Raw genomic sequence first — 25323 nt, 5'->3', positions numbered from 1 at the left:
GTGCACTTCCGCGGAAGTGCACGGAAGGGGGTCAGGACTCGAGGATCGCGACGACGCCCTGGCCGCCGGCCGCGCAGATGGAGACGAGGCCGCGCTTGCCCGGGCCGGCCTCGTGCAGCGTCTTGGCCAGCGTCGCGACGATGCGGCCGCCGGTCGCGGCGAACGGGTGCCCGGCCGCCAGCGAGGAGCCGTTGACGTTGAGCCTGTCGCGGTCGATCGCGCCGAGCGGGGCGTCGAGGCCGAGCCGCTCCTTGCAGAACGCCGGGTCCTCCCACGCCTTGAGCGTCGAGAGCACGGTGGACGCGAACGCCTCGTGGATCTCGTAGAAGTCGAAGTCCTGCAGCGTCAGGCCGTTGCGGGCCAGCATGACGGGCACCGCGTAGGCCGGCGCCATGAGCAGGCCCTCGCCGCCGTGCACGTGGTCCACCGCCGCGGTCTGCGCGTCGACGAGGTGGGCGAGCACCGGGAACCCGTGCTCGGCGGCCCACTCGTCGGAGGACAGCAGGACGGCCGAGGCGCCGTCGGTGAGCGGCGTCGAGTTGCCCGCCGTCATGGTGGCGCCGGGGCCCTCGCCGAAGACCGGCTCCAGCTCCGCGAGCTTCTCCAGCGAGGTGTCCGGCCGCAGGTTCTGGTCGCGCGTCAGGCCCAGGTAGGGGGTGACCAGGTCGTCGAGGAAGCCGCGGTCGTAGGCGGCGGCGAGGTTGCGGTGCGAGCGGACGGTCAGCTCGTCCTGCTCCTCGCGGCCGATCTGCCACTCCTCGGCGGTGATGGCGGCGTGGTCGCCCATCGCCAGGCCGGTGCGCGGCTCGGCGTTGCGCGGGATCTCGGGCACCAGCTGGCCGGGGCGCAGGCCGCGCAGTGCCTTCAGCCGCTGGCCGAGGGTCTTCGCCGAGTTGAGCCGGATGAGCACGCGGCGCAGGTCCTCGTGGACGGCGAGCGGCGCGTCGGAGGTGGTGTCGACGCCGCCGGCGATGCCCGACTCGATCTGGCCGAGGGCGATCTTGTTGGCGACCAGCACCGCGGCCTCGAGGCCGGTGCCGCAGGCCTGCTGCACGTCGTACGCCGGGGTGGCGGCCGACAGCGTCGAGCCGAGCACCGACTCGCGGGTGAGGTTGAAGTCGCGCGAGTGCTTGAGGACCGCACCGGCGACGACCTCGCCCACCTGCTGCCCCTGCAGCCCGAAGCGGGCGACCAGGCCGTCCAGGGTCGCGGTGAGCATGTCCTGGTTGGACGCCTGCGCGTAGCGGGAGTTGGAGCGGGCGAACGGGATGCGGTTGCCGCCGAGGACGGCGGCCCGCCGGGTCCGGTGCGAGCTCATCGGTGACCTCCGGGGGTCCCTGGAGCGCCGTTCGCGGGCGAACGGCGGACGGAGTGGCCGGTACCGACGGTACACGGTACCGTCGGTAACATGAAAGCCGAGACGGCGTCCCGGGGGCGCGACCGCCGGGACTCGCGGTGGGACGAGCACCGCCGCGCCCGCCGCGAGCAGCTGGTGGACGCCACCGTCGCCGCGGTCGGCAAGCACGGCGCGGGCGTCGGCATGGACGAGATCGCCGCCGAGGCCGGCACGAGCAAGACCGTCGTCTACCGGCACTTCGCCGACCGCAGCGAGCTCTACGTCGCCGTCTGCAACCGGGTCGCGGCCCAGCTCACCGAGAAGCTGCGCGCGGCGATGACCAGCACCGACCACCCGCGCCGGATGGTGGCCGCCGCCGTCGAGACCTACCTCGCGTTCCTGGAGGCCGACCCGGAGCTCTACCGCTTCGTCGTCGCCCACCCGCTGCTGGACCGCCCGGTCGACGCCGACCCGGTCAGCACGCTGTCCGACCTGGTCGGCGACCAGGCCGCCGCGCTGGTGGCCGTCGCGCTCGAGCAGGCCGGCCGCGACCCCGCGGCCGCCGCGCCCTGGGGGCACGGCCTGGTCGGGCTGGTCCGCGCCGCCGCCGACTGGTGGCTGCGCGCCGACCGGCCGATGCCCCGGGCCGACCTGGCCGCCCACCTCACCGACCTCGCCTGGGCCGGGCTGCGCAGCCTGGTGCCGGGAGAGCCCGTCCCCACCCCCGAGGAGAAGAAGTGACCTCCACCCTCCCCCGCACCGTGGACCCGGCGCGCCTCCAGGAGGTGCTCGACGGGCGGTGGGCGCACGTGCGCCGCGACGCCCGCGAGCAGCTCGGCGACCCGAAGTACGCCCCGGTCTACGGCGAGTCGGTGCAGGAGGCCCGCGAGCGGATCACCCGGCTGGCCGGCGAGCTCGCCGCCACCGGCCGCGTCGGCCTGGGCTTCCCCAAGGAGTACGGGGGCGAGGCCGACGCCGGCGGCTCGGTGACCTCCATCGAGATGCTGGCGTTCGGCGACCTGTCGCTCATGGTCAAGGCCGGCGTCCAGTGGGGCCTGTTCGGCGGCGCCGTCCAGCTGCTCGGCACGCAGCGGCACCACGACGCGTACCTGCCCGACATCATGAGCTTCGCGCTGCCCGGCTGCTTCGCCATGACCGAGACCGGCCACGGCTCCGACGTCCAGCAGCTGCGCACCACCTGCACGTACGACCCGGCGACGCGGACCTTCGACCTGCACACGCCGCACGAGGCCGCGCGCAAGGACTACATCGGCAACGCCGCGAAGGACGGGCGGATGGCCGTCGTCTTCGCCCAGCTGGTCACCCAGGGCGAGCCGCGCGGCGTGCACGCCTGGCTGGTGCCGATCCGCGACGAGGACGGCAACCCCATGCCCGGCGTCACCATCGGCGACGACGGCCCGAAGGCCGGGCTGCTCGGCGTCGACAACGGCCGGCTGTCCTTCGCCCACGTCCGCGTGCCGCGGGAGATGCTGCTCGACCGCTACGGGCAGGTCGCCGAGGACGGCACCTACACCTCGGGCATCGCGAACGAGACCCGCCGCTTCTTCACCATGCTCGGCACGCTGGTCCGCGGCCGGGTGAGCGTGGGCGGCTCGGCCGGCTCGGCGACCAAGCTGGCCCTCGACATCGCCGTCCGCTACGGCGAGGTCCGCCGCCAGTTCGCCGCCCCCGGCCGCGACCGGGAGATCGTGCTCAACGACTACCTGGTCCACCAGCGCAAGCTGCTGCCGGCCCTGGCCACCTCCTACGCCCTGGCGTTCGCCCAGGAGGAGCTGGTCAGCACCATGCACGACGTCCAGACGGCGGTGCACGAGCACGGCGAGGCGGTCGACGAGGCGGCCCAGCGGGAGCTCGAGTCGCGCGCGGCCGGGCTCAAGGCGGCCAACACCTGGCACGCCACCCGCACCATCCAGACGTGCCGCGAGGCGTGCGGCGGCGCCGGCTACCTGGCCGAGAACCGGCTGCCCCAGCTCAAGGCCGACACCGACGTGTTCACCACGTTCGAGGGCGACAACACCGTCCTGCTGCAACTGGTCGCCAAGGGCCTGCTCACCGGCTACCGCGACGCGTTCGGCTCCCTCGACGGCTGGGGCCGGGTCGCGTTCGTCGCCGACATGGTCCGCGAGACCGTCCTCGAGCGGACGGCGGCCCGCGGCCTGATCGCCCGGCTCGTCGACGCCGTCCCCGGCCGGGACGAGGACGTGCCGCTGCGGGACCGCGGCTGGCAGCTGAAGGCGTTCGAGTTCCGCGAGAAGCACACCCTCGAGGGCGCCATCCGGCGGCTGCGGAAGAACGCCGCGACCGAGGGCATGGAGCCCTTCCAGGTCTTCAACAGCGTCCAGGACCACGTGCTGCGGACCGCGTCCACGCACATCGACCGGGTGGTCCTCGAGGCGTTCGTCGCCGGGATCGAGCGGACTCCCGACCCGGACGCGAGGGCGCTGCTCGAGGCCCTCTGCGACCTCTACGCGCTGTCGACCATCGAGGCGGACAAGGGCTGGTTCCTCGAGCACGGCCAGCTCACCCCGGCCCGGTCCAAGGCGCTGACCGCCACGGTGAACGCCCTGCTCGCCGAGCTGCGGCCGCACATGGTCACCCTCGTCGACGGGTTCGCCATCCCCGCCGCGTGGAAGAACGCCGCGATCCTCGAGGAGGAGGCGGACCGGCAGGAGGCGATGCACATCGAGGACGCCCGAATCCGCGCCGCGGCGGCGCCGGGCGGGGCCGTGCCGGACGACACCGCCACCGCGGTGGAGGTCGCGCCCGCCCAGTAGTGAGCCCGGGTCAGCTGCCGGCGGGCAGGGCGCCGTTGACGGTCACCGCGTCGACGGCGCCGTGCCCGACCTCCCAGCGGTCGAGCAGCTCCTGGTAGACGCCGTCGTCGACCAGCCGCTGCAGCGCCTCGGTGAGCACGTCGCGCAGCCCGGTCCGGTCCGGAGCGACGGCGATGCCGTACAGCCCGGGCTCGTACTGGGTGTCGGAGACCAGCTGGTAGCTGTTCTGCGTCCGCGGGTCGGTGGTCACGTAGACCGCCGGCGGGTAGTCGGCGACGACGGCGTCGGCGCGGCCGGTGCGCAGCTCCAGCAGGGCGTCGTCGTTGGTGGGCAGCTCGTGCACGTCGATGCGCCGCGTGCACGAGGTCTGCGCCCGCTCCAGCAGCCCGACCTGCACGGTCCCGGCCTCGACGGCGACGCTGCGGCCGCACAGCCCGGCCAGCTCGTGGATGCCGAGCGGGTTGCCGCGCGTGACGACGATCGAGGAGCCGGCGCGGAAGTAGTTGACGAAGTCGGCCTGCTGCTCGCGCTCGGCGGTGTCGGTGACCGCGCTCATCACCAGGTCGAACCGGTCGGCGGCGAGGTCGTCGAGGAGCGTGTCGAACGGCGAGGCCTCGAAGCGCACCTCCACCCCGAGCAGGTCGCCGAGCGCGGCGCCGAGGTCGGGCTCGAAGCCGACGATGGTCCGCCCGTCCGGGCCGAACGAGGACGCCGGCGGGTAGGACGGGTCGTTGGCCACGGTCAGGACGCCGGCCTCGCGCACGTCGGCGGGGAGCGCGGCGTGCAGCTCCTCGTCGACGGTGACGGCGGCGGCCGGGCCGGCGCCGGCGGCCGGGGCGGCTCCCCCGCACCCGGCGGTCACGAGGGTGGCGGCGAGGACGGCGGTGCCGACGACGGCACGGCGGGTGCGGGTCACGCGAGGACCTCCTGGGCGGGCGCGGACGCGACCGCGCAGGTGAGTTCCGGCCACGGGCGGGGCCGGGAGAACAGCCAGCCCTGGGCGCGGTCGCAGCCGACCGCCCGCAGCCAGGCGGCGACCTCGGGCGTCTCGACGCCCTCGGCGCAGACCGACAGCCCCAGGCCGTGGGCGAGCTCGACCAGCGACCGCACGACGGCGGCGTCCTCGGCCGAGACGTCCACCCCGGTGACGAAGGCCCGGTCGACCTTGACCTCCGCCAGCGCCAGTGAGCGCAGGTGCGACAGGCTGGCGAAGCCGACGCCGAAGTCGTCCAGCGCCGCGCCGAACCCGTGCGCGGCGAGCTCGGCCAGGCAGGCCGAGGCGGCGGCGAGGTCGGCGGGCAGCGCGGTCTCGGTGACCTCCAGGACCAGCTTCGCCGGCGGCACCCCGGCCGCGGCGGCGAGCCGGGCGACGGTGGCGGCGAACCCGGGCGCCTCGAGGTTGCGCACCGAGACGTTGACCGAGACCGTCCAGTCCTCGCCGGCGGCGGTCCAGGCGGCGCAGTCGGCCAGCGCCTGCCGGAGCACCCACTCGGTGAGCGCGCCCATGACGCCGGACTGCTCCAGCGCCGGCAGGAACTCGCCGGGGCCGATCAGCCCGCGCTGCGGGTGCTGCCAGCGCAGCAGCGCCTCGACGCCGACGGTGGCGCCGGAGGCCAGGTCCACCTGCGGCTGGTAGTGCAGGCGCAGGTCGCCGTCCTCCAGCGCGCGGCGCACGTCGTGCTGCAGCGCCGGCGAGTGCGGCGAGGGGGCGGTGGCGCGGGGGTCGAAGACGACGACGCCGGTCGCGCCGCGCTTGCCCTGGTACATGGCGGCGTCGGCGCAGGTCATGAGCGTCTCGACGTCGGTGGCGTCGGCCGGGTGCATGGCGATGCCGCAGCTGGCCTCGACCGCCAGCGGCACGCCGTCGACCACGGTCTCCACCGACAGCGCGTCGCTGACCCGCTGCACCAGCTCGCGGGCGGCGCCGGCGTCGTCCATGCCGGGCAGCAGCAGGCCGAACTCGTCGCCGCCGAGGCGGGCCACGGTGTCCTCCGCCCGCACGGTGGCCGACAGCCGCCGGCCCACCTCGCGCAGCAGCTGGTCGCCGGCGTGGTGGCCGAGGGTGTCGTTGACCTCCTTGAACCGGTCGAGGTCGACGAGGACGACGGCGGCCGGGGCGCCGCGGCCCACCTCGGCGGCCACCCGGCGGGCGAACAGCTCGCGGTTGGCCAGGCCGGTCAGCGGGTCGTGCAGCGCGTCGTGGGCGGCCTGCGCGGCCTGGCGGCGCAGCCGGCGGGTGGTCGACCAGGAGATCCCGGCGAGCACCACGTACAGCGCGCCGAGGCCGGCGCCCAGCCGCCAGTAGGTGCGGGTGGTGGCCGCCTCGACCTGGGCGGCGACGGTGTCGTAGGGCAGCAGCAGCTCGAGCACGCCGACCGAGCGCCCGGAGGTGTCGGCGACGATCGGCTGCAGGACGCGGATCATCCGGCCCACGGCCAGGCCGTCGTCGTCGAGCAGGGCGACGTCGGTCCCGCCTCCCGCGGCCGTGGCGAACGCGGCGCCGGCCGCGGGGACGACGTCCTCGCCGGCGGGGTAGTCGGGCAGCGCGGTCTCGGGACCGGTGGCGCCGTCGTCGGCGAAGACGACCGTGCCGGCGAAGTCCCGCAGCCGCAGCCGCAGGATCGAGCCGCGGAAGACGGCGAGGTCGGTGGCCGCCTGCAGCCGCTCGCGCTCGGCACCGGTCAGCCCGGTCCCGAGGTCCTGCCCGCGCAGCGCCGGGGCGATGGCCATCTCCTCGACCACCGCGGCCTGCGCGTGGCCGTACTCCAGCGCGCGGTCGACGGCGTCCTGCCGGATGCCCGCCGCGAGGACCGCGCCCAGCACGACGACCGGCACCAGGCTGGCCGCGGCGTAGGCGGCGAACAGCCGGGTGCCGGCCGCCGTCGCGCTCCGGGACCTGCTCATGGCTGCCTCATCGGACGGACCGGGCCGCGGGTCGAGCGCCGTCTCACCCGTCCGGGGGGCCGGGTCCCGGGCGGCGCGGGGACGGGCGGGAGGATGGACCCTCGTGAGCACCCTCGCGGCGGCCACCGAGACGCTGCGCGTCCCGGCCGCGGTCGACCTCGCCGCGATCGTCGTCGGCGCGCTCACCGGCGGGCTGCTGGCCGCCCGGGAGGGCTTCGCCGTCTCCGGGGTCCTGCTGCTCGCGGTCAGCGGCGGCCTCGGCGGCGGGCTGATCCGCGACGTGCTGCTCGCCGAGGGGCCGCCGGTGGCGCTGACCAACCGCGCCTACCTGCCCGCCGTGGCCATCACCGCGGCGGTGACCTTCTTCTTCTCCGGCTGGCTGTCCCGGCTCACCGCGCTGCTGGTGGTGCTCGACGCGCTGACCCTCGGCCTGTTCACCGTCATCGGCGCGCAGAAGGCCCAGCTCGCCGGCCTGCCCAGCGCCTCGGTGGTGTTCATCGGGACCCTGACGGCGGTCGGCGGGGCGGTGATCCGCGACGTGCTGCTCGCCCAGCGCGCCGACATCGTGCAGCCGGGGCCCTACAACGCCGTCGCCGCGCTGCTCGGCGCCACCCTGCTCACCCTGCTGGCGGGGCCGCTCGGCGTGGACCCCATCCCGGTGGCGCTGCTGGTGATCGCGTTCGTGGCGGCGCTGCGGGTGCTGTCGGTGTGGCGGGGGTGGGAGGCGCCGGTCGCCGTCGACCTCCCCGGCCGCGCCCGCAGCCGGCTGGCGGCCCGCGACCGGTCCGGGCGGCCGGACGGGCGCCGCCGGGTCATCCGCCGCCGGATGCGGTGAGCCGGAGCCGCCCGGCAGGATGAGCCGCATGCCCGAGCGGGAGCACGACGTCGTCCTCTTCGGCGCCACCGGCTTCGTCGGCCGCCTGGTCGCCGCCTACCTGGCCGAGGCCGCGCCGCCCGACCTGCGCGTGGCCCTCGCCGGCCGGTCGCGGGAGAAGCTGACCGCCGCCGCGGCCGACCTGCCGGAGCCGGCCCGCCACTGGCCGCTGCTCGAGGCCGACAGCGGCGACCCGGCGTCACTGACCCACATGGCGGAGGGCACCCGGGTGCTGGTCACCACGGTCGGCCCGTACCACCGCTACGGCCTGCCGGTGGTGGAGGCCTGCGCCCGGGCCGGCACGCACTACGCCGACCTCACCGGCGAGGTGCTGTTCGTCCGCGAGGCCATCGACCGCTGCGACGCCGTCGCCCGGGAGACCGGCGCCCGCCTCGTGCACGCCGCCGGCTACGACTCCATCCCCTCGGACCTGTCGGTGTTCCTGCTCGCCGAGCGGGCCCGGGCCGACGGCGCGGGCGGGCTCACCGACGTCCGCCTGGTCGCCACCGTCCGCGGCGGGTTCAGCGGCGGCACGGTCGACTCGATGCGCGCGCAGGTCGAGGCGATGGCCACCGACCGCGCGGTGCGGAAGGTGATCGGCGACCCGTACGCCCTCTCCCCCGACCGCGCCGCCGAGCCGGACACCCGGCAGCCGCCGGACGCCGTGCCGCCCGCGCTCGCCGCCGAGGGCCGCTGGACCGCGCCGTTCGTCATGGCGCCGTTCAACACCCGGATCGTGCGCCGCAGCAACGCGCTGCAGGACTGGGCCTACGGCCGCGGGCTGCGCTACGGCGAGTCGATGAGCACCGGCCGCGGGATCCCCGGGGCCCTCGCCGCCGCCGGTGTCACCACCGGCCTCGCCGCGGCGCTCGGCGCGATCGCCTTCCCGCCCACCCGGGCCCTGCTGGACCGGGTGCTCCCCGCGCCCGGCAGCGGGCCGAGCGAGGCGGTGCGGGAGAAGGGCTTCTTCCGCATGGTCGCCGACGCCGACACCGAGAGCGGCCGCCGGTACCGCGCGACCGTGGCCGGGCAGGGCGACCCCGGCTACAAGGCGACGTCGGTGATGCTCGGCGAGGTGGGCCTGGCGCTGGCGCTCGACGAGGAGCGGCTGCCGGACCGGGCCGGGTCGCTGACCCCCGCGACGGCGCTGGACGGCGTGCTGGTCGAGCGCCTGCGCGCGGCCGGGCACACCTACGAGGTCGTGCCCCTCTAGACGTCCAGGAGGACGCCGTGGCGCCCGCTGCTCACCGCTCGACGCGGACGGCGAGCAGCGCGACGTCGTCCTCGGCGCCGGGCAGGACCATCCGCCCGAGCAGCCGGTCGCACAGCTCCGCGAGGGGGAGGTCGCCGAACTCGGCCAGCGCGGCGGTGAGGGCGGCGGTGCCGGCGTCGAGGTCGCGGTCCCGCCGCTCGACCAGTCCGTCGGTGTAGAGCAGCACCGTGCAGCCCACGGGCAGCTCGCAGTCGTGGTCGGCGCGCGGACGGCGCGGGTCGACGCCGAGCAGCAGGTCCGCCGTCCCCTCGTCCAGCACGCGCACGCCGCCGCCGGGCAGCACGAGGACCGGTGGGGGGTGCCCGGCGCTGGACCAGCGCAGCCGTGCGCCGCCGCCGTCGGTGCGCTCCAGCCGGGCGAGGACCGCGGTGGCCATCGTCCCGAGCGCCAGCCCGGCCGCGGCGCGGTCGAGCCCGGCGAGCACCTCGGCCGGTGAGCCGCCGCCGGCGTAGCCGATGCCGCGCAGCAGCCCGCGCAGCTGGCCCATCGCCGCGGCGGCGTGCCGGTCGTGCCCGACGACGTCGCCGATCGCGAGCACCACCGCGCCGCCGGCCTCGACGAACGCGTCGTACCAGTCGCCGCCGATCTCCGCGCCCTCCGACGCCGGCACGTACCGGACGACGATCTCGCAGCCCCGGGGCCGGGGCGGCGCGGTGAGCATGCTGTGCTGCAGGGCGTCGGCGAGGTCCCGCTGCTGCTCGTAGAGGCGGGCCGCCTGCAGGGCCAGCCCCGCCCGGCGGCCGACCTCGATCGCGGTCTCGACCTCGCCCGGCGTGTGCGGCCCGCGCGCGGCGTCGTTGGCGGTGCCCAGGGCGCCGATGACCCGCCCCCGCGCCACCAGCGGCACGATCAGCGCCGAGCCGGGCGCCAGCCGCAGCAGCGTCTCCTGGTCGGCCGGGTCCGGCAGCGACCGGGCGATCCGGGCGGCGTCCAGCTCCGGGACCACGAGCGGGCGGCCGGTGCGGGTCACCACCCGGGCGGCGTGCTCGTCGCTCATCCCGTGGATCATCGCGTGCACGTAGGCGGCGACGTCGTCGCGGCGGGCCGGGTCGCGGTGCGCCCAGGCCACCTCGTGCAGCCGCCCCTGCTCCTCGGTGACGACGATCCAGCACCAGTCCGCGAGCGCCGGCACGACGAGGTCGGCCAGCTGCTCCAGCTGCTCGCCGATGTCGAGGCTGCCCGAGAGCACCCGGCCGGCGTCGGCCAGCAGCTGCAGCCGCTGGTTGGCCTCGGCCATGGCGCGGACGGCCTCGGCGCGCTCGGCCTGGGACCGCAGCCGGGAGACGCTCAGCGCGATCTGCGCGGTCAGCGCGTCGAGCAGCTCGACGTCGTCGTCGGCGAAGACGTGCTCGGTGTCCCAGAGGACGACGAAGCTGCCCAGCAGCCGGCCCTCGACCCGCAGCGGCAGCGCGGCGAGCGCGCGCAGGCCGAGCGCGGCGCCGACCTCGGCCATCTGCGGGAACCGGGCCACGGCCTCGTCGAGGTCGGCGAAGACCAGCCGCTCGCCGTGCCGGGCGGCGTACTGGGTGGGCAGCGTGTCGTCGAGCTCGATCACGAGGGCCTCGGTCGGCAGCTCCACGTCGGCCTCCGCGGCGGCGCTGGCCACGGTGTCGGCCAGGTCCCGGGCGAGGTGCAGCCGCAGCGCGCCGTCGCCGTCGAAGGCGGCCAGCGCGCTGGAGGACGCCCCGAGCACCCGGGCGCCCCGCAGCGCGATCTCGGCCAGCTGCGACAGCGCGGTCGCGTTGGCCAGCTCCGCGGCGACCTCGGCGACGGCGGCGGCCCGCTGCACCGCCGCCATCCGGCGGGTGGCCTGCTCGCGGGCCTCGGTGGCGTCGAGGACGGTGCCGAGGACCCGCGCCCGCTCGCCGCGGGAGTCGCGCACCACGCGGCCGCGGGACACCGTCCACCGCACGCTGCCGTCGGCGTGCAGGGCGCGGGCCTCGACGGCGTACTCGCCGGCGCCGGCCAGCGCCTGGGCCATGGCCGTCCGCACCGCGGCGTGGTCGTCGGGGTGGATCCGCTCGGCGAGCATCCGGTCGACGTCGAGGATGTCCAGGGGCCCCTCGAGGCCGTGCACCGCCGCGCAGCGCTCGTCCCAGTGCAGCGCCCCGGTGCGCAGGTCGTACTCCCAGATGCCGATCTCGCTGGCCTCGAGGGCGACCTCCAGCCGGGTGCGGGACACGCCGATGGCGGAGCGGGCCGCCGAGAGCTCCAGCTCGGCCACCACCGCGGCGGCCAGGTGCTCCAGCAGCGCGACGTCGTCGGGCTCCCAGGTGTGCGGCCCGGGGTGGTAGACGGCGAGCGCGCCGACGACGAAGCCGGACGCGGACAGCAGCGGCGTGCCCAGGTAGGCCACGACCTCGCCGGAGGTGACGGCGGGCAGGGCGGCCAGCACGCGGTCGGCCCGCGCGTCGGACACCGCCAGCGCCCGTCCCTCGCGCACGACGCGCTCGGAGAACGCGCCGGTGAGCAGCGCCCGCCCGCCGACCACGCCGGGCGGCAGGCCGTGCCCGCCGATCACGGTGTCCCGCTCGATGAACAGGGTGACCTTCGCGTGGCCGACGTCGAGCAGCCGCGCGGCCAGCCCGGACAGCCGGTCGTAGGCGGCGGGACCGGACACCTCGAGGAACAGGCGGCGGGCGGCGGCGACGCGGTGCGGGTCCTGCAGGACGTCGTCGGGCGCGGACGGCAGGGGGACGGTCACGGCCCTCCTGTCCTCACGCGACCGGACGGCCGCAGCCGTCCATGGTGCCACGGGAGGCGGCCGGACGGACGGCACCGTCCGGGTGGCGTCGGCGGTCCCCCGCCCGGGTGAGGGCCGCCGCCGGAGGGGTCGGGCGGACGGCGCCGGCGGCCGATCCCCAGGGCATGACGGGGATGCTGACGCGGCGGCTGCCCGACTGCCGCCCCCTGCTCGCCGACCCCGACGACCTCACGCTGGTCTTCCAGCCGATCGTCGACCTCGCGCGGGCCCGCGTGGCCGGGTACGAGGCGCTGTCCCGCTTCCCGGGCACCGCCGGCCCGGACGTGTGGTTCGCCGCGGCCGCCGACGCCGGGATCGCCGCCGAGCTCGAGGCGCTGGCCCTGCACAAGGCCCTGGCCGCCGTCCCGGACCTGCCCGCGGACACCTTCCTCACCGTCAACGTCGGCCCGCACCTGCTCGGCACGGCGCCGGTGCAGGAGGCGCTGGCCACCCGCCCGGACCTGCACCGCGTCGTCGTCGAGCTGACCGAGCACGCGCCGGTCGACGACCTGGGCGCGCTGCGGGTCCAGGTCGCCGCGCTGCGGGCGCGGGGCGCGCTGGTCGCCCTCGACGACACCGGCTCGGGCTGGTCGGGCCTGCAGCAGCTGGCCGCCCTGCGGCCGCAGCTGGTCAAGCTCGACCGCTCCCTGGTCGCCGGCGCCGACACCGACCCGGTGCGCATGGCGCTGGCCGAGATGGTCGGCGAGTTCGCCGGCCGGATCGACGCCTGGCTGCTCGCCGAGGGCATCGAGACCCGCGGCGAGCTGGCCGCCTTCTGCCGGCTCGGCGTGCCGCTGGCGCAGGGGTGGCTGCTCGGCCGGCCCGCGCCCGGGTTCGCGCCGCTGGACCCGGACGTCGTCGCGCTGGTCCGCGGGTGCGCCGCCCGCGCCCGGACGGCGTCCACCGTCGCGAGCCTGCTGCGGCCGGTCCGCCAGTGCGAGGTCACCGAGGCCTTCCCCGGCGTCCCGCCCGTCGTCCTCGTGGGCCCGCAGGGCGAGCCGCTGGCCCTGCGGCTGACCGATCCGCGCACCGGGCAGGCGCACACCGCCCCGGTGTCGCTGCGCGCGAAGCCGACCGACGACGTCACCGCCACCCTGCAGCGGGCGCTGACCCGCTCGCCGGCCCAGCGCTTCGACCCCGTGGTCTGCACCGACGCCGCCGGCGCCGTGGTGGGCCTGCTGCGCGTCGAGGACCTGGCGTCGGCGGCCGCCGCCCGCTGACCGACCGCACCACCCACCCCCACGAGAGGAACCGCCCGGTGAAGACCTTCAGCCGCGGGGACGTCGTCCCCGGCTGCACCGCCTCGTTCACCGCCGCCGACGACGCCGGGATCCTCGGCCAGGTCGCCGGGCACGCCGCGGCCCACCACGGGCTGGCCGAGGTCGGCCCGGAGCTGATGGCGGCCGTCCGCGCGCACATCCGCGCCGCCTGACCCTCGTCGGCGGTCCGGCCGGACACGTCGACGCCCGGGCACGGGTCGCTGACGGTCGGGTCGGTCCCGGGGAGCTGCGGCACGCCGCTCACGCTGTGTCGCGGGGCGTCCGCCCGCCCCCGGGACGGGTGGGACCGGCGGGTCCGTAGGGTCGTGATCAGGCCCGTGCACTGGTCAGATGCCCCGTCGGCGTGTCACGGTGCCCCGGGCCGGCCCCCCGACGGGGACCGGTCCGTCCCGGGCACCCGCCCGGGACCGCCGCCGCGGACCCGCGGTCGGCGCCCACCCGGCGGCCGCCGAACCGCGCGGTCGCGACGTCCTGAGAGGAACCCCGTGAACAAGGCCGAACTCGTCTCCGCCATCGCCAAGCGCGCCGACGTCCCCAGCTCCACCGTCGACGCGGTGCTCAGCGGCCTGCAGGAGGAGCTCGTCGAGGCGATCACCCGCGGCGAGAAGGTGGCCGTCTCCGGCCTGCTCACCGTCGAGCGGACCCAGCGCTCGGCGCGCACCGGCCGCAACCCGCAGACCGGTGAGTCCATCGAGATCCCCGCGGCCAACACCGTCAAGGTGACCGCCGGCTCGAACCTCAAGAAGGCCGCGAGCAACGTGCCGGTCTGATCCGCCGGGACCCCCGCCGGGGCGGCGCCTGCCCCCTGTGACCTCGCCCACGTCCCGTGGGTCAGGATGCGCAGGCAGGCGCCGCCCGAGGGCGACGGTGCCGGGACGGAGGAGCACGTGGCGAGCGGACTGACCCTGGAGACCGACCCGGCCGAGGTGGGCCTCGACGCAGGCCGGCTCGAGCGCCTGGACAGGCGGCTGGCCCGCTGGGTCGACGACGGGCAGCTGCCCGGCTTCCTGGTCACGGTGTCGCGGCACGGCCGGCTCGCCCACGTCGGGCGGTACGGCTCCCGCGACGTCGAGAACGGCCTGCCGGTCGAGGAGGACACCCGCTGGCGGATCTTCTCCATGACCAAGCCGGTCACCTCGGTGGCGGCGATGATGCTGTACGAGGAGGGGGCCTTCGAGCTCACCGACCCGATCGCGAAGTGGCTGCCGGAGTTCGCCGAGACCCGCGTCTACGTCGCCGGGTCGGCGCAGAAGCCGGTCACCCAGCCGCAGGTCGAGCCGATCCGCGTCCGGCACCTGCTCACGCACACCTCCGGGCTCACCTACGGCTTCCACCACGCCCACCCGGTCGACGCCATGTACCGCGCGATGGGCCACGAGTGGGGCACCCCGCCCGGCGTCGACTCGGCCGAGGCGTGCCGCCAGTGGGCGTCGGTGCCGCTGGTCTTCCAGCCCGGGTCGGAGTGGAACTACGGCGTCTCCACCGACGTCCTCGGCCGGCTCGTGGAGGTCGTCTCCGGGCAGACCCTCGACGTCTTCTTCGAGGAGCGCGTCTTCCGCCCGCTGGGCATGACCGACACCTCCTTCGGCCTGCGCCAGGACGACGACGTCGCCTCCCTGGCCCGCCTCTACGCCGCGGTCCCCGGGCAGCCCGGCGGCCCGGCCAGCGCGTTCGCGCCGATCGACGCCATGGGCGAGGCGGCGCACCGGAAGCCCACGTTCCTGTCCGGCGGCGGCGGGCTGGTCTCCACCGCGGGTGACTACCTGCGGTTCTGCGAGATGCTGCGCCGCGGCGGTTCCTTCGACGGCGGGCGGCTGCTCGGCCCGCGGACGCTGGCGCACATGGTCCGCAACCACCTGCCCGGCGACCAGGACCTGGAGACCTTCGGCCGGCCGCTGTTCGCCGAGACGCCGCTGCGCGGGGTCGGCTTCGGGCTGGGCTTCTCGATGGTGCTGGACCCGGCACGCTACGGCGGCGTGGCGAGCGTCGGCGACTACAGCTGGGGCGGGGCGGCGTCGACGGCGTTCTACGTCGACCCGGTCGAGGACGTCGTCGTCAGCTTCTACACGCAGCTGCTGCCCTCGAGCACGCTGCCCATCCGGGCCTACCTGCGCGCCCTGGTCAACCAGTCGATCGTGAACTGAGGTCGGGCACCTCCGCGGACGTGCACGGAGCACGTCCGCGGAGGTGCACGGCCCGGCCTACAGGTAGCGGCGGTAGACGACGGTCGCGACCATCGCCGGCTTGGACGCGCCCTCGACCTCGACGGTGACGTCCATGTTCATCGCGATGCCGCCCTCGAACGGCGTCGCCGAGGCCAGCGTCGCGCCCGCCCGCACCCGGCTGCCCACCGGCACCGGCGAGGGGAAGCGCACCTTCTCGGTGCCGTAGTTGACGCCCATGCGGAAGCCGGTGATCTCCACGATCTGCGGCACCAGCGACGGGACGAGCGACAGCGTCAGGTAGCCGTGCGCGATCGGCCCGCCGAAGGGGCTCTCCCTCCTCGCCCGCTCGGGGTCGACGTGGATCCACTGGTGGTCGCCGGTCGCGTCGGCGAACTGGTTCACCTGCTCCTGGGTGACCTCGACCCAGTCGCTGTAGCCCAGGTGCTGGCCGACGAGCCCCTGCACACCCTCGACGCCGTCCACGGTGGTCTGCGCCATCGCCTGTCCTCCTGTGTCCCTCGGTCCGGACCGCCGGTGGTCTGGTTGGCTGACTCCACCACATCGGCCGGGACGGAGGCGACGCGGTGCTGCGACTGGGCCGGCGGGACGTGCCCGACGGCGGGCTGGTGGTCATGGCGATCGTCAACCGCACGCCGGACTCCTTCTACGACCGCGGGGCGACCTACGAGCTCGCCGCCGCCGTCGAGCGGGTGGACCGGGTGGTGGCCGAGGGCGCGGACATGGTCGACGTCGGCGGGGTGAAGGCCGCTCCCGGCGCGGAGGTCTCCCCCGCCGAGGAGATCCGCCGCACCGTGGACCTGGTCGCCGCCATCCGCGCCGCCCACCCGGACCTGCCGATCTCGATCGACACCTGGCGGGCCGAGGTGGCCCGGGAGGTGCTCGCCGCGGGGGCGGACGTCGTCAACGACGCGTGGGGCGGCGTCGACCCCGAGCTGGCGGAGGTCGCGGCCGAGGCGGGCGCGGGCATCGTGTGCACGCACGCCGGCGGGCTGCCGCCGCGGACCCGGCCGCACCGGGTCCGGTACGACGACGTGGTGGCCGACGTCGTCGCGCGGACGACGGCGCTGGCCGAGGCCGCGGTCGCCGCCGGCGTGGACCGCGAGCGGGTGCTGGTCGACCCCGGCCACGACTTCGGCAAGAACACCCGGCACTCGCTGGAGGCCACCCGCCGGCTCGGCGAGCTGGTGGCCACCGGCTGGCCGGTGCTGGTGGCGCTGTCGAACAAGGACTTCGTCGGGGAGACCCTCGACGTCCCGCTCGACCAGCGGCTGACCGGCACGCTCGCCGCGACGGCGGTCAGCGCGTGGCTGGGCGCCCGCGTGTTCCGCGCCCACGACGTCGCCGCGACCCGCCAGACGCTGGACATGGTGGCCTCCATCCGCGGCGACCGTCCGCCGGCGCGGACCACCCGCGGCCTGGCCTGAGCCGGCCGGGCACCACACCGGAGGGACGGCGGCCCCCGGCGGGCGCGACGGAGACCCTTCCGCCGCGCGGCCGGACGGATCATGCTCGGGTCGCCCGCCGGGGCGCCGGGTCCCGCGGGGACGGTGCCGGGGAGGCCGTCATGACCGAGCAGGCCGCAGGCGTCGAGGAGTCCCGGGCCCACGGGCCGCGGGTGGTGGTGGGCGTCGACGGGTCGGCGGGGGCGCGGGCCGCGCTGCGGTTCGCCCTCGACGACGCCGTCCGCCGGGACGTGCCCGTCGAGGCGGTCACCGTGTACCGCCCGCCCGAGGCGTGGATGGACTTCGACGTGGTCGGCGACGTCCACTACGACCGGGCCGAGGCGGCGGCGGTGGAGCGGGCCGAGAGGTTCGTCGAGGAGGTGCTCCGCGAGGTCCCGGAGCCGCACCCGGTGATCCACGTGACGGCCGTCCTCGGCTCGGCGGCCGAGGGGCTGGTCCGGGAGTCGGAGGGCGCGGACCTGCTGGTGGTCGGCAGCCGGGGGCACGGTGGGTTCTCCAGCGTGCTGCTCGGCTCGACGGGCCTGCAGTGCGTGCTGCACGCGCCGTGCCCGGTCACCGTCGTCCACTCGGCCGAGGCGCACCGCGAGCGGCTGCACCTGCGCCGCCGCACCGACGGCGAGCGGGTCCGCACCCACCGCCGCCGCTTCCGCCGGTCGCGGGCCGACTCCGCCGCCCCCTGACGCGGCGGGCCCCCTGCTCGGGCGGCGCTACGGTCGCGGCCATGGCCGCTCCCGGGTTCCTCACCGCCGACGAGCTCAACACCCTTCTCCCGGGCACCCTGCCCGGGCTGATCGGCCTGACGGTCACCGCGCACGAACCGGGCCGGCTCGAGGCCGCCCTCGACGTGCGCCCGGAGCTGCTCGCGCCCAACGGCTACCTGCACGCGGCCACCGTCGTCGCGCTGGCCGACACCGCCTGCGGCCTGGCCACCCGCGCGCTGCTGCCGGACGGGTCGGCCGGGTTCACGACCATCGAGCTGAAGAGCAACTTCCTCGGCACCCTCCGCGAGGGCCGGCTGCGCACGGTGGCGACGAACGTGCACGCCGGCCGGACGACGCAGGTGTGGGACGCCGTCGTCGCCTCCGACGCCGGGAAGACCCTCGCGCTGTTCCGGTGCACCCAGTCGGTGCTCTGGCCGAGGTGACCGGCGAGTAACCCGCGTGCCGCGCGACACACCCGGGGTGTGAGACTGGCGCCACTACGCACGCCTTGAGGAGGAGCACCGTGGCTCTGGCCAGTCGTTACCCCGACGTCGAGATCCCCGACCAGTCGGTACCCGAGTTCGTCCTCGCCGGTGGGGCCTCGCGTCCCGACGCGCCCGCGCTCGTCGACGGTCTGACCGGCGACTCGATCAGCCACGGCCAGCTGGCCACCTACGTCGACCGGGTCGCTGCCGCGCTCGCCGCCCGCGGGCTGCGCAAGGGCGACGTCGTCGCCGTCCTGTGCCCCAACACCATGTGGTACCCGGTCGTCTTCCACGGCATCGCCCGCGCCGGCCTGGTGATGAGCCCGATCAACTCGCTCTACACCGCCCACGAGGTCGCCTACCAGCTCAAGGACTCCGGCGCGAAGGTGCTCGTCACCGTCTCGCCGTTCCTCGACCGGGCGCTGGAGGCCACCGAGCAGACGCCGGTCGACGAGGTCATCGTCATGGACGGCGCCGAGGGCCACGCCTCGCTGCTGGACCTCATCACCAGCGACGCCCCCTCGGTCGAGGTCGACATCGACCCGGCGGACGACCTGGTCACGCTGCCCTACTCGAGCGGCACCACGGGCCTGCCCAAGGGCGTCATGCTCACCCACCGCAACCTGGTGGCCAACGTCAGCCAGTCCCGCCCGCTGGTGGAGCTGCACGAGGGCGACGAGCGGATCATCGCCGTCCTGCCGTTCTTCCACATCTACGGCCTGACCGTGCTCATGAACCAGGGCCTGCAGTGGGGCGGCACCGTGGTCACCCTGCCGCGGTTCGACCTCGAGCAGTTCCTGCGCACGATCCAGGACCAGCGGATCACCCGCGCGTTCGTCGCGCCGCCCATCGTGCTGGCGCTGGCCAAGCACCCGATGGTCGACCAGTTCGACCTGTCCTCGCTGCGCAGCATCACCTCCGGCGCCGCGCCGCTGGACGAGGCGCTGGCCCAGGCCGCCCAGGACCGGCTGCGCAAGGGCGCCGCCGACGGCGTCGTCGTCGCGCAGGGCTACGGCATGACCGAGCTGTCGCCGGTCTCGCACACCACCCCGGACGCCAGCCGGCTGCCCGAGGGCGTCACCGAGGTGCCCAAGGGCTCGGTCGGCCTGGCGCTGCCCAACACCGAGTGCCGCCTCATCGACCCGGAGACCGGCACGGACGCCGCCCCCGGCGAGCGCGGGGAGCTGTGGGTCCGCGGCCCGCAGGTCATGAAGGGCTACCTCAACAACCCGACGGCGACCGCCCAGACCCTCGACGACGAGGGCTGGCTGCACACCGGCGACGTCGCCATCGTCGACGAGAACGGCTGCTACACCGTCGTCGACCGGGTCAAGGAGCTGATCAAGTACAAGGGCTACCAGGTGGCCCCGGCCGAGCTCGAGGCCGTGCTGCTCGGCAACCCGGCGATCGCCGACGCCGCCGTCATCGGCGTCAAGGACGAGGAGAGCGGCGAGGAGCTGCCCAAGGCGTTCGTCGTCAAGGCGCCCGGCGCGGAGATCTCCGAGCAGGACGTCATGGACTACGCCGGCAGCCGGCTCGCCCCGCACAAGAAGATCCGTGCGGTGGAGTTCATCGAGCAGGTGCCCAAGTCCGCGGCCGGCAAGATCCTGCGCAAGGACCTCAAGGCCCGCGCCTGACGGTCACGCGACGGCCGGGTCCCCCTCCGGGGGAGCCCGGCCGTCGCCGTTCCCGGGGTCACCAGGGCGTGCCCAGGACGGCGTCGCGGGTGCGCGCGTGGCGCGCGCCGGCGAACCGCAGGACCAGCCGGGCCGGGCGGGACGCGGTCTCGAGCACCGTCACCCGCTCGGCGGGGTGGCAGGCGTCCAGCAGCCACGGCAGCGTGAACAGCGCCTGGGCGGCCGGCAGGCCCCGGCGGGCGGACCGCTCGGCGCGGCGACGCTCGGGGGCGGACACGTGCTCGTCGACCAGCGGGAGGACGCCGGCCTCCTCGGCATCGAGCCGGGCGGCGACCAGGTCGGCGAGGTCGGTCAGCGCGACGGCCAGGGCGGGCGCGCCGGCGCTGGCGTTCCGCGCGAACAGCGGCAGCGCCAGGACGGCCCGCGTGAGCGCCTCGTCGAGGGCGGCGTCGCCACCGGGGCGGCGCAGGTCCGGGCCCCCGCCGGGCAGCACGACGCGGGACACCGCGGCCTCCAGCCGCCGGCGCAGCACCGCGTGCGCCCGGACCTCGGCCAGCACGCCGCTCGTCCAGCGGACCAGCTCGCGCTGCCGCTCGGGGCAGCACGGCTCGTCGAAGGCGATGCCGGTCAGCGCCTCGGCCACGACCCGGGTGCCCGAGCGCAGCGCCCGGTGCAGCAGCGCGTGGTCGCCCAGGGAGCGGACCGAGCCGCGGCGGGCGGGCGCGCGGCGGACGGGGGCGGGGGGCGTCGTCGTCGGGGTGCTCGTCGTGGTCATGGTGGGGACGGTGCCGCCCGGTTCCTGCAACGGGCTTGTGGCCTGCTTGGACGGCGCCGCCGGGCGTCTCAGGAGCGTCGTGCGGCCGCCGTCGGCGGGACGCCGACGATCCGCTTGTACGCCCGCGAGAACGCCGCCTCCGACTCGTAGCCCAGGTCCCCCGCCAGCTCGCCCACCCGCGCCCCCTGCCGCAGGGCGACCGTGGCCAGGTGCATGCGCCAGCGGGCCAGGTAGTGCATCACCGGCTCCCCGGCCAGCTCGGTGAACCGGGCGGCGAACGACGAGCGCGACATGCGGGCCTCCCGCGCCAGCCGGGTCAGCGTCCAGGCCGAGCCGGGCTCGCGGTGCAGCGACGCCACGGCCCGCCCCACCTGGGGGTCGCGGAGGGCCCGGAGCCACCCGGGACCCGTGGCCGCGGTGTCCAGCCACACCCGGACGGCCTGGACGACCACGACGTCGGCCAGCCGGGTGATCACGGCCTCGGCGCCGGGCCGGTCCACTGCGGCCTCGTCGGCGAGGACCCGCAGCAGCAGCGGCAGCCAGCCGGTCCGGGCCGGGTCCGACCCGTCGACCACCAGGACCGGCGGGAGCAGGCCGAGCAGGTGGGCGGCGCCCGGCCGGTCGGGCTCGACCACCCCGCACACCATCGCCGCCGGGGACCCGCCGCCGTCGAGCCGGAGGACGGAGTAGTGGTCGCCCAGGTACCGCTGCGGCAGCAGGTCGGCCCGCCCGGCGACCGGCGCCCCGGGGCCGCTGCGCAGCAGGTGCCCGCGGCCGTGCGGGACCAGCGCCAGGTCCCCGACGGCGAGCTCGTGCCGCTCGCCGTCGACCTCGAGCAGGCAGCTGCCCCGGGTGACGGCGTGGAAGCTCATGCACCCGGCGAGGGCGGGCATCTCCAGCCCCCACGGCGCGGTCGCCTCCGCCCGGCAGTAGAAGGTGCCGCGGATGCGGAGGTCGGCCAGCACGCCGCCGAGGGGGTCGACCGGCGCCCAGGGCCGGGCGTGGTCCCCGTCGGTCCCGGCGTCCGCGTGCACGGTCCCAGCCTGCTGACGCCCGCACCGGGCGTCCAGGCCCGCCGGACGAACGGGCACCGACCGCGGACGCGCGGTCATGGGCCCCGGCCGCCCCGGCCGCCAGTGTCGACGGCGACCGGCGACGGGCGCCGGCGGGACCGGGAGGAGCAGGGACGTGCGCGTTCTGGTGGTGGGTGCGACGGGTGGGTCCGGACGGGCGGCCGTGGAGGCGCTGGCCGGGCGGGGACACGAGGTGACCGCGTTCGCGCGGCGGGCGTCGGCCGCGTACGCGGGGCGTCCCGGCGTCCGGGCCGTGGACGGCGACGCGACGGCGCCGGGCGACGTCGGCCGCGCGGTCCGCGGGCAGGACGCCGTGGTGGTGACCCTCGGCATCAGCGAGTCCCCGCTGCGGGTGCGCCTGCTGGGCAGCCGCGGCACCCCGCTGGACGTCCGCTCGCGGGGGACGGCCGCGGTGGTCGCCGCCATGCGGGAGCACGGGGTGCCGCGGCTGGTCGTCCAGTCCTCCTACGGCGTCGGGGAGACGCGCGGGCGGCTGCCGCTGTCGGCCCGGCTGGTCTTCGCCCTGCTGCTGCGGCCGCAGATCGCCGACCACGAGCGGCAGGAGCGGGCCGTCCGGGACAGCGGCCTGGACTGGACGATCGTCCAGCCGGTGTACCTGACCGACGGCGACGAGCCGGCCGCGACCTCGCCGGCCGGGGACACCGAGGGGATGCACGTCTCCCGGCGGGCGCTGGGCGGGGTGCTCGCCGACCTGGTCGCCGGGTCCGGGGACGGGCGCTGCGTCACCGTCTCCGGCGCCACGGCGCCCGTGGCGCCCGTCCGGAGCGCCTGAGAGCCGGCTCGCGAGAGGTGGGGGGCGAGAGGGTCCTCCTAGGGTCGGGGGCATGCGTGCGGTGATCGCGAGTGGACCCGGCGGCCCAGAGGTGCTCGGCTGGGGTGAGGTCCCCGACCCGGTGGCCGGTCCCGGCGAGGTCGTCGTCGACGTCGCGGCCACCGCCGTCAACCGGGCCGACCTGCTGCAGCGGGCCGGCCACTACCCGCCGCCGCGGGGCGCCAGCGAGGTCCTCGGCCTGGAGTGCAGCGGGATCGTCAGCGAGGTCGGCGAGGGCGTGACCGGCTGGTCGGTGGGCGACGAGGTGTGCGCCCTGCTGGCCGGCGGCGGGTACGCCGAGCGGGTCGCCGTCCCGGCGGTGCAGCTGCTCCCCCGCCCCGCCGGCGTGGAGCTGGCCACCGCGGCCGCGCTGCCCGAGGTCACCTGCACCGTCTGGTCCAACGTCTTCCAGCTCGCCGGCCTGCGCCGGGGCGAGGCCTTCCTGGTGCACGGCGGGTCCAGCGGGATCGGCACGATGGCGATCCAGCTCGCCGTCCGGGCCGGTGCGCGGGTGTTCACCACCGCCGGCAGCGCGGCCAAGCTGGAGTTCTGCCGCGAGCTCGGCGCCGAGGTGCTGGTCGACTACCGGGACGAGGACTTCGTCGAGCGGGTGCGCGAGGAGACCGACGGCGCCGGCGTCGACGTGGTGCTGGACAACATGGGCGCGAAGTACCTGGCCCGCAACGTCGACGCGCTCGCCGTCGGCGGCCGGCTGGTGGTCATCGGCATGCAGGGCGGGACGAGGGCCGAGCTGGACCTCGGCAAGCTGCTGGCCAAGCGGGCGTCGGTGGCGGCCACCGCGCTGCGCTCGCGGCCGCCGGCCGGCCCGGGCGGCAAGGCGGACATCATCGCCGCGGTGCGGGCGGAGGTGTGGCCCGACGTGGAGCGCGGGGTGGTCCGGCCGATCGTCGACCGGCGGCTGCCGATGTCGCGGGCGGCCGAGGCGCACCGCGTCGTCGAGGCCAGCGAGCACATCGGCAAGGTGCTGCTGCTCCCCGACGCGTGAGCGCCTAGAGCAGCGCGCCGCGCAGCGCCGCCACCGAGTCGATCACGTAGCCGACCTCCTCGGCGGTGTTGTAGTGCACCAGCCCGAGCCGGACGGCCCCGCCGAGCTCGTTGACGCCGAGCGCGTCGAACAGCTCGCGGGCGTAGAAGTCGCCGTCCCACGCGCAGATGCCGCGGCGGGACAGCTCGGCGGCCACCTGCCGCGGGCGCATGCCGGGCACGGTGAACGACAGCGTCGGCGTCGTGTGCTCGGGGAAGCCGACCACCTGCACGTGCCGCATGGCCCGCAGCGCCTGGTCCAGCCAGTCGAACAGGCTGGTCTCGTACGCGGCGACGGCGGCCATGGACGCGCGCAGCCGGTCGCGGCGGCTGCCGGTGGCGTCGTCGCACAGGCCGGCCAGGTGGTCGACGGCGGCGGTGACCCCGGCGTAGAGCTCGAACGGCGGCGTGCCGGTCTCGAACCGGTCGGGGACGCGGTCGGGCGTGGGCAGCAGCCGGTCGGGGGCGAGCTCGGCGAGCAGGGCCGGGTCGGCGACCACCGCGCCCACGTGCGGACCGCACCAGGTGTAGGCCGACACGGCGAGGAAGTCCGCGCCGAGGGCGGCCTTGTCGAGGTACACGTGCGGCGCGGCCTGGACGGCGTCGACGAAGACCAGCGCCCCGACGGCGTGCGCGCGGGCGGCGATCGCGGCGACGTCGGGCCGCGTACCGATGGCGTTGCTGGCCGCCGTCACCGCCACCAGGCGGGTGCGCGGGGTGATGAGGTCGTCGTACTGCCAGGCGGGCAGCTCGCCGGTCTCGATGTCCACCTCGGCCCAGCGCACGACCGCGCCGACCTGCTCGGCCATCTGCACCCAGGGCCGGATGTTGGCGTCGTGGTCGAGGCGGCTGACCACCACCTCGTCGCCGTAGCGCCAGGTGCGCGACAGCGCGCGGGCGAACGCGTAGACGAGCGAGGTGGCGTTCGGGCCCAGGACGACGCCGGTGGGCACCCCGCCCACCAGGTCGGCGACCGCGGACCGCGCGCCGGCGACCAGGGCCTCGGTGCGCGCCGAGGCCGGGAAGACCCCGCCCCGGTTGGCCACCGGCACCCGCATCGCCGAGGAGACGGCGTGCACGACGCTCTCCGGCATCAGCGTGCCCGCGGGGGCGTCGGTGTGCACGAAGCCGTCGGAGAGGCCGGGGAACAGGCCACGGACGCGCGCGACGTCCAGCCGTGGTTCCCCCGGGTGCATGCGGGCGACCCTAGTTGGGCGCTGCACCGGGACCGCCGCCGCACCCGGCACCCCGCCGCCCCGCGTTCACCCGGCGACGGCGAGGGGCAGGATGGGGGCATGACGGCACCGGGGAACGGCATGGAGCGTCCGCAGCAGGTCGTCGTCGTGGGACCCGACGGACGACCGGTCGGCGCGATGCCCGTGCCCACCGGCGCCCCGGAGGGCGACGGCGACGGCGGGCCCACCGTCGGCGAGATGGTCGAGCAGCCCGCCAAGGTCATGCGGATCGGCACGATGATCAAGCAGCTGCTCGAGGAGGTCCGCGCCGCGCCCCTCGACGACGCCAGCCGGGCCCGGCTGCGGGACATCCACACCTCGTCGGTCCAGGAGCTGGAGCAGGGCCTGGCGCCCGAGCTGTCCGAGGAGCTGCGCCGGATCACCCAGCCCTTCGGCGAGGGCGAGACGCCGTCGGACGCCGAGCTGCGGATCGCCCAGGCCCAGCTCGTCGGCTGGCTGGAGGGCGTCTTCCAGGGCATCCAGACGGCCCTGTTCGCCCAGCAGATGGCCGCCCGGGCGCAGCTGGAGGAGATCCGGCGCGGGCGGGCCCTGCCGGGCGGCACCTCCGAGCAGCGCCCCGGCGGGGGCCAGTACCTGTAGACCAGTCGTCCCGGGGCCGGCCGCGGGCGGGCGCGGGGGGGCGCCGCGGCTGGGCCCCGCGGGGGGGGGGGCGCGCGGGGGGGGGGG

Annotated in this window: 23 protein-coding genes; 15 read left to right on the top strand and 8 right to left on the bottom strand. The window is 76.4% G+C overall.

All coding sequences use genetic code 11. From position 1 onward, the window contains the following. Nucleotides 1–31 precede the first annotated feature (31 nt). The gene (locus ACI8AR_RS23005; RefSeq protein WP_457053057.1) at nucleotides 32–1318 is read right to left on the bottom strand and encodes an acetyl-CoA C-acetyltransferase; all 1287 of its coding nucleotides are present in this window, start codon (nucleotides 1316–1318) and stop codon (nucleotides 32–34) included. 90 nt (nucleotides 1319–1408) lie between these two features. Here ACI8AR_RS23005 and ACI8AR_RS23000 point away from each other — a divergent pair, with 90 nt between their 5' ends. Together ACI8AR_RS23000 and ACI8AR_RS22995 are read left to right on the top strand one after the other, a co-directional pair. After that, nucleotides 1409–2077, top strand: coding sequence for a TetR/AcrR family transcriptional regulator (locus ACI8AR_RS23000; RefSeq protein WP_457053056.1), 669 nt, complete (start codon nucleotides 1409–1411; stop codon nucleotides 2075–2077). Then, on the top strand, nucleotides 2074–4131 hold the full coding sequence (locus tag ACI8AR_RS22995; RefSeq protein WP_457053055.1) for an acyl-CoA dehydrogenase family protein: 2058 nt from the start codon (nucleotides 2074–2076) through the stop codon (nucleotides 4129–4131). The genes ACI8AR_RS23000 and ACI8AR_RS22995 overlap by 4 nt, the downstream gene beginning before the upstream one ends. A 10-nt stretch (nucleotides 4132–4141) precedes the next feature. Here ACI8AR_RS22995 and ACI8AR_RS22990 read toward each other — a convergent pair whose 3' ends face one another. Both ACI8AR_RS22990 and ACI8AR_RS22985 read right to left on the bottom strand, forming a co-directional pair. Further along, nucleotides 4142–5047 carry an ABC transporter substrate-binding protein gene (locus tag ACI8AR_RS22990; protein WP_457053054.1) on the bottom strand — a complete coding sequence of 302 codons (906 nt, stop codon included), beginning with the start codon at nucleotides 5045–5047 and terminating at the stop codon, nucleotides 4142–4144. Then, nucleotides 5044–7035, bottom strand: a complete 1992-nt coding sequence (locus ACI8AR_RS22985) for a putative bifunctional diguanylate cyclase/phosphodiesterase (RefSeq protein WP_457053053.1) — start codon at nucleotides 7033–7035, stop codon at nucleotides 5044–5046. Before ACI8AR_RS22985 ends, ACI8AR_RS22990 begins: the two co-directional genes overlap by 4 nt. Nucleotides 7036–7138: 103 nt before the next feature. On the opposite strand from ACI8AR_RS22985, the gene ACI8AR_RS22980 reads away from it, so the two are divergent. Then, on the top strand, nucleotides 7139–7870 hold the full coding sequence (locus tag ACI8AR_RS22980) for a trimeric intracellular cation channel family protein (RefSeq protein WP_457053052.1): 732 nt from the start codon (nucleotides 7139–7141) through the stop codon (nucleotides 7868–7870). Nucleotides 7871–7898: 28 nt separating this feature from the next. Beyond that, nucleotides 7899–9122 carry a saccharopine dehydrogenase family protein gene (locus tag ACI8AR_RS22975; RefSeq protein ID WP_457053051.1) on the top strand — a complete coding sequence of 408 codons (1224 nt, stop codon included), beginning with the start codon at nucleotides 7899–7901 and terminating at the stop codon, nucleotides 9120–9122. Between the two features lie 31 nt (nucleotides 9123–9153). Here the strand turns inward: ACI8AR_RS22975 and ACI8AR_RS22970 are convergent, their stop codons facing one another. Further along, nucleotides 9154–11886, bottom strand: a complete 2733-nt coding sequence (locus ACI8AR_RS22970) for a SpoIIE family protein phosphatase (RefSeq protein WP_457053050.1) — start codon at nucleotides 11884–11886, stop codon at nucleotides 9154–9156. Nucleotides 11887–12050: 164 nt separating this feature from the next. On the opposite strand from ACI8AR_RS22970, the gene ACI8AR_RS22965 reads away from it, so the two are divergent. From ACI8AR_RS22965 to ACI8AR_RS22950, 4 genes are all read left to right on the top strand, one after another. Beyond that, entirely contained in the window at nucleotides 12051–13145 is a 1095-nt protein-coding gene (locus ACI8AR_RS22965) for an EAL domain-containing protein (protein ID WP_456935765.1), read from the top strand. 38 nt (nucleotides 13146–13183) lie between these two features. Then, nucleotides 13184–13357: a DUF1059 domain-containing protein gene (locus ACI8AR_RS22960; RefSeq protein WP_457053049.1), complete on the top strand. Its 174-nt coding sequence runs from the start codon at nucleotides 13184–13186 to the stop codon at nucleotides 13355–13357. Nucleotides 13358–13690: 333 nt separating this feature from the next. Further along, nucleotides 13691–13975: an HU family DNA-binding protein gene (locus tag ACI8AR_RS22955; RefSeq protein WP_456930347.1), complete on the top strand. Its 285-nt coding sequence runs from the start codon at nucleotides 13691–13693 to the stop codon at nucleotides 13973–13975. Between the two features lie 117 nt (nucleotides 13976–14092). Beyond that, nucleotides 14093–15349, top strand: a complete 1257-nt coding sequence (locus ACI8AR_RS22950) for a serine hydrolase domain-containing protein (protein WP_457053048.1) — start codon at nucleotides 14093–14095, stop codon at nucleotides 15347–15349. 57 nt (nucleotides 15350–15406) lie between these two features. On the opposite strand, the gene ACI8AR_RS22945 is transcribed toward ACI8AR_RS22950, so the two are convergent. Next, nucleotides 15407–15868: a MaoC family dehydratase gene (locus ACI8AR_RS22945; RefSeq protein WP_457053047.1), complete on the bottom strand. Its 462-nt coding sequence runs from the start codon at nucleotides 15866–15868 to the stop codon at nucleotides 15407–15409. Between the two features lie 86 nt (nucleotides 15869–15954). Here ACI8AR_RS22945 and folP point away from each other — a divergent pair, with 86 nt between their 5' ends. The 4 genes from folP to ACI8AR_RS22925 all read left to right on the top strand — a co-directional run bounded on the left by folP (nucleotide 15955) and on the right by ACI8AR_RS22925 (nucleotide 19677). Beyond that, nucleotides 15955–16815, top strand: coding sequence for a dihydropteroate synthase (gene folP, locus ACI8AR_RS22940; RefSeq protein WP_457053046.1), 861 nt, complete (start codon nucleotides 15955–15957; stop codon nucleotides 16813–16815). 140 nt (nucleotides 16816–16955) lie between these two features. Beyond that, nucleotides 16956–17534 (top strand): universal stress protein, encoded by a 579-nt coding sequence (locus ACI8AR_RS22935; RefSeq protein ID WP_457053045.1) that lies wholly within the window; start codon nucleotides 16956–16958, stop codon nucleotides 17532–17534. A gap of 41 nt (nucleotides 17535–17575) precedes the next feature. Continuing rightward, complete coding sequence (locus tag ACI8AR_RS22930; RefSeq protein ID WP_457053044.1) at nucleotides 17576–17998, top strand: PaaI family thioesterase; 423 nt, start codon at nucleotides 17576–17578, stop codon at nucleotides 17996–17998. Nucleotides 17999–18078: 80 nt separating this feature from the next. Then, entirely contained in the window at nucleotides 18079–19677 is a 1599-nt protein-coding gene (locus ACI8AR_RS22925; protein WP_457053043.1) for an AMP-binding protein, read from the top strand. A 58-nt stretch (nucleotides 19678–19735) separates the two neighbouring features. Here the strand turns inward: ACI8AR_RS22925 and ACI8AR_RS22920 are convergent, their stop codons facing one another. Then, the gene (locus ACI8AR_RS22920; protein ID WP_457053042.1) at nucleotides 19736–20452 is read right to left on the bottom strand and encodes a hypothetical protein; all 717 of its coding nucleotides are present in this window, start codon (nucleotides 20450–20452) and stop codon (nucleotides 19736–19738) included. Nucleotides 20453–20520: 68 nt separating this feature from the next. Next, a complete protein-coding gene (locus tag ACI8AR_RS22915; protein ID WP_457053041.1) occupies nucleotides 20521–21486 on the bottom strand; it encodes an AraC family transcriptional regulator in 966 nt (321 codons plus the stop codon). Nucleotides 21487–21640: 154 nt separating this feature from the next. Here ACI8AR_RS22915 and ACI8AR_RS22910 point away from each other — a divergent pair, with 154 nt between their 5' ends. Then, the gene (locus ACI8AR_RS22910; protein WP_457053040.1) at nucleotides 21641–22318 is read left to right on the top strand and encodes an NAD(P)-dependent oxidoreductase; all 678 of its coding nucleotides are present in this window, start codon (nucleotides 21641–21643) and stop codon (nucleotides 22316–22318) included. Nucleotides 22319–22370: 52 nt separating this feature from the next. Then, the gene (locus tag ACI8AR_RS22905; protein ID WP_457053039.1) at nucleotides 22371–23363 is read left to right on the top strand and encodes an NAD(P)H-quinone oxidoreductase; all 993 of its coding nucleotides are present in this window, start codon (nucleotides 22371–22373) and stop codon (nucleotides 23361–23363) included. Nucleotides 23364–23367: 4 nt separating this feature from the next. Here ACI8AR_RS22905 and ACI8AR_RS22900 read toward each other — a convergent pair whose 3' ends face one another. Beyond that, the gene (locus tag ACI8AR_RS22900; protein ID WP_457053038.1) at nucleotides 23368–24597 is read right to left on the bottom strand and encodes a cysteine desulfurase-like protein; all 1230 of its coding nucleotides are present in this window, start codon (nucleotides 24595–24597) and stop codon (nucleotides 23368–23370) included. Between the two features lie 99 nt (nucleotides 24598–24696). On the opposite strand from ACI8AR_RS22900, the gene ACI8AR_RS22895 reads away from it, so the two are divergent. Then, a complete protein-coding gene (locus ACI8AR_RS22895) occupies nucleotides 24697–25236 on the top strand; it encodes a bacterial proteasome activator family protein (RefSeq protein ID WP_457053037.1) in 540 nt (179 codons plus the stop codon). The last annotated feature ends 87 nt before the right edge of the window (nucleotides 25237–25323 follow it).

Source organism: Geodermatophilus sp. SYSU D01036 (genome assembly GCF_054050435.1).
This window is presented reverse-complemented; position numbering and strand designations above follow the sequence as displayed.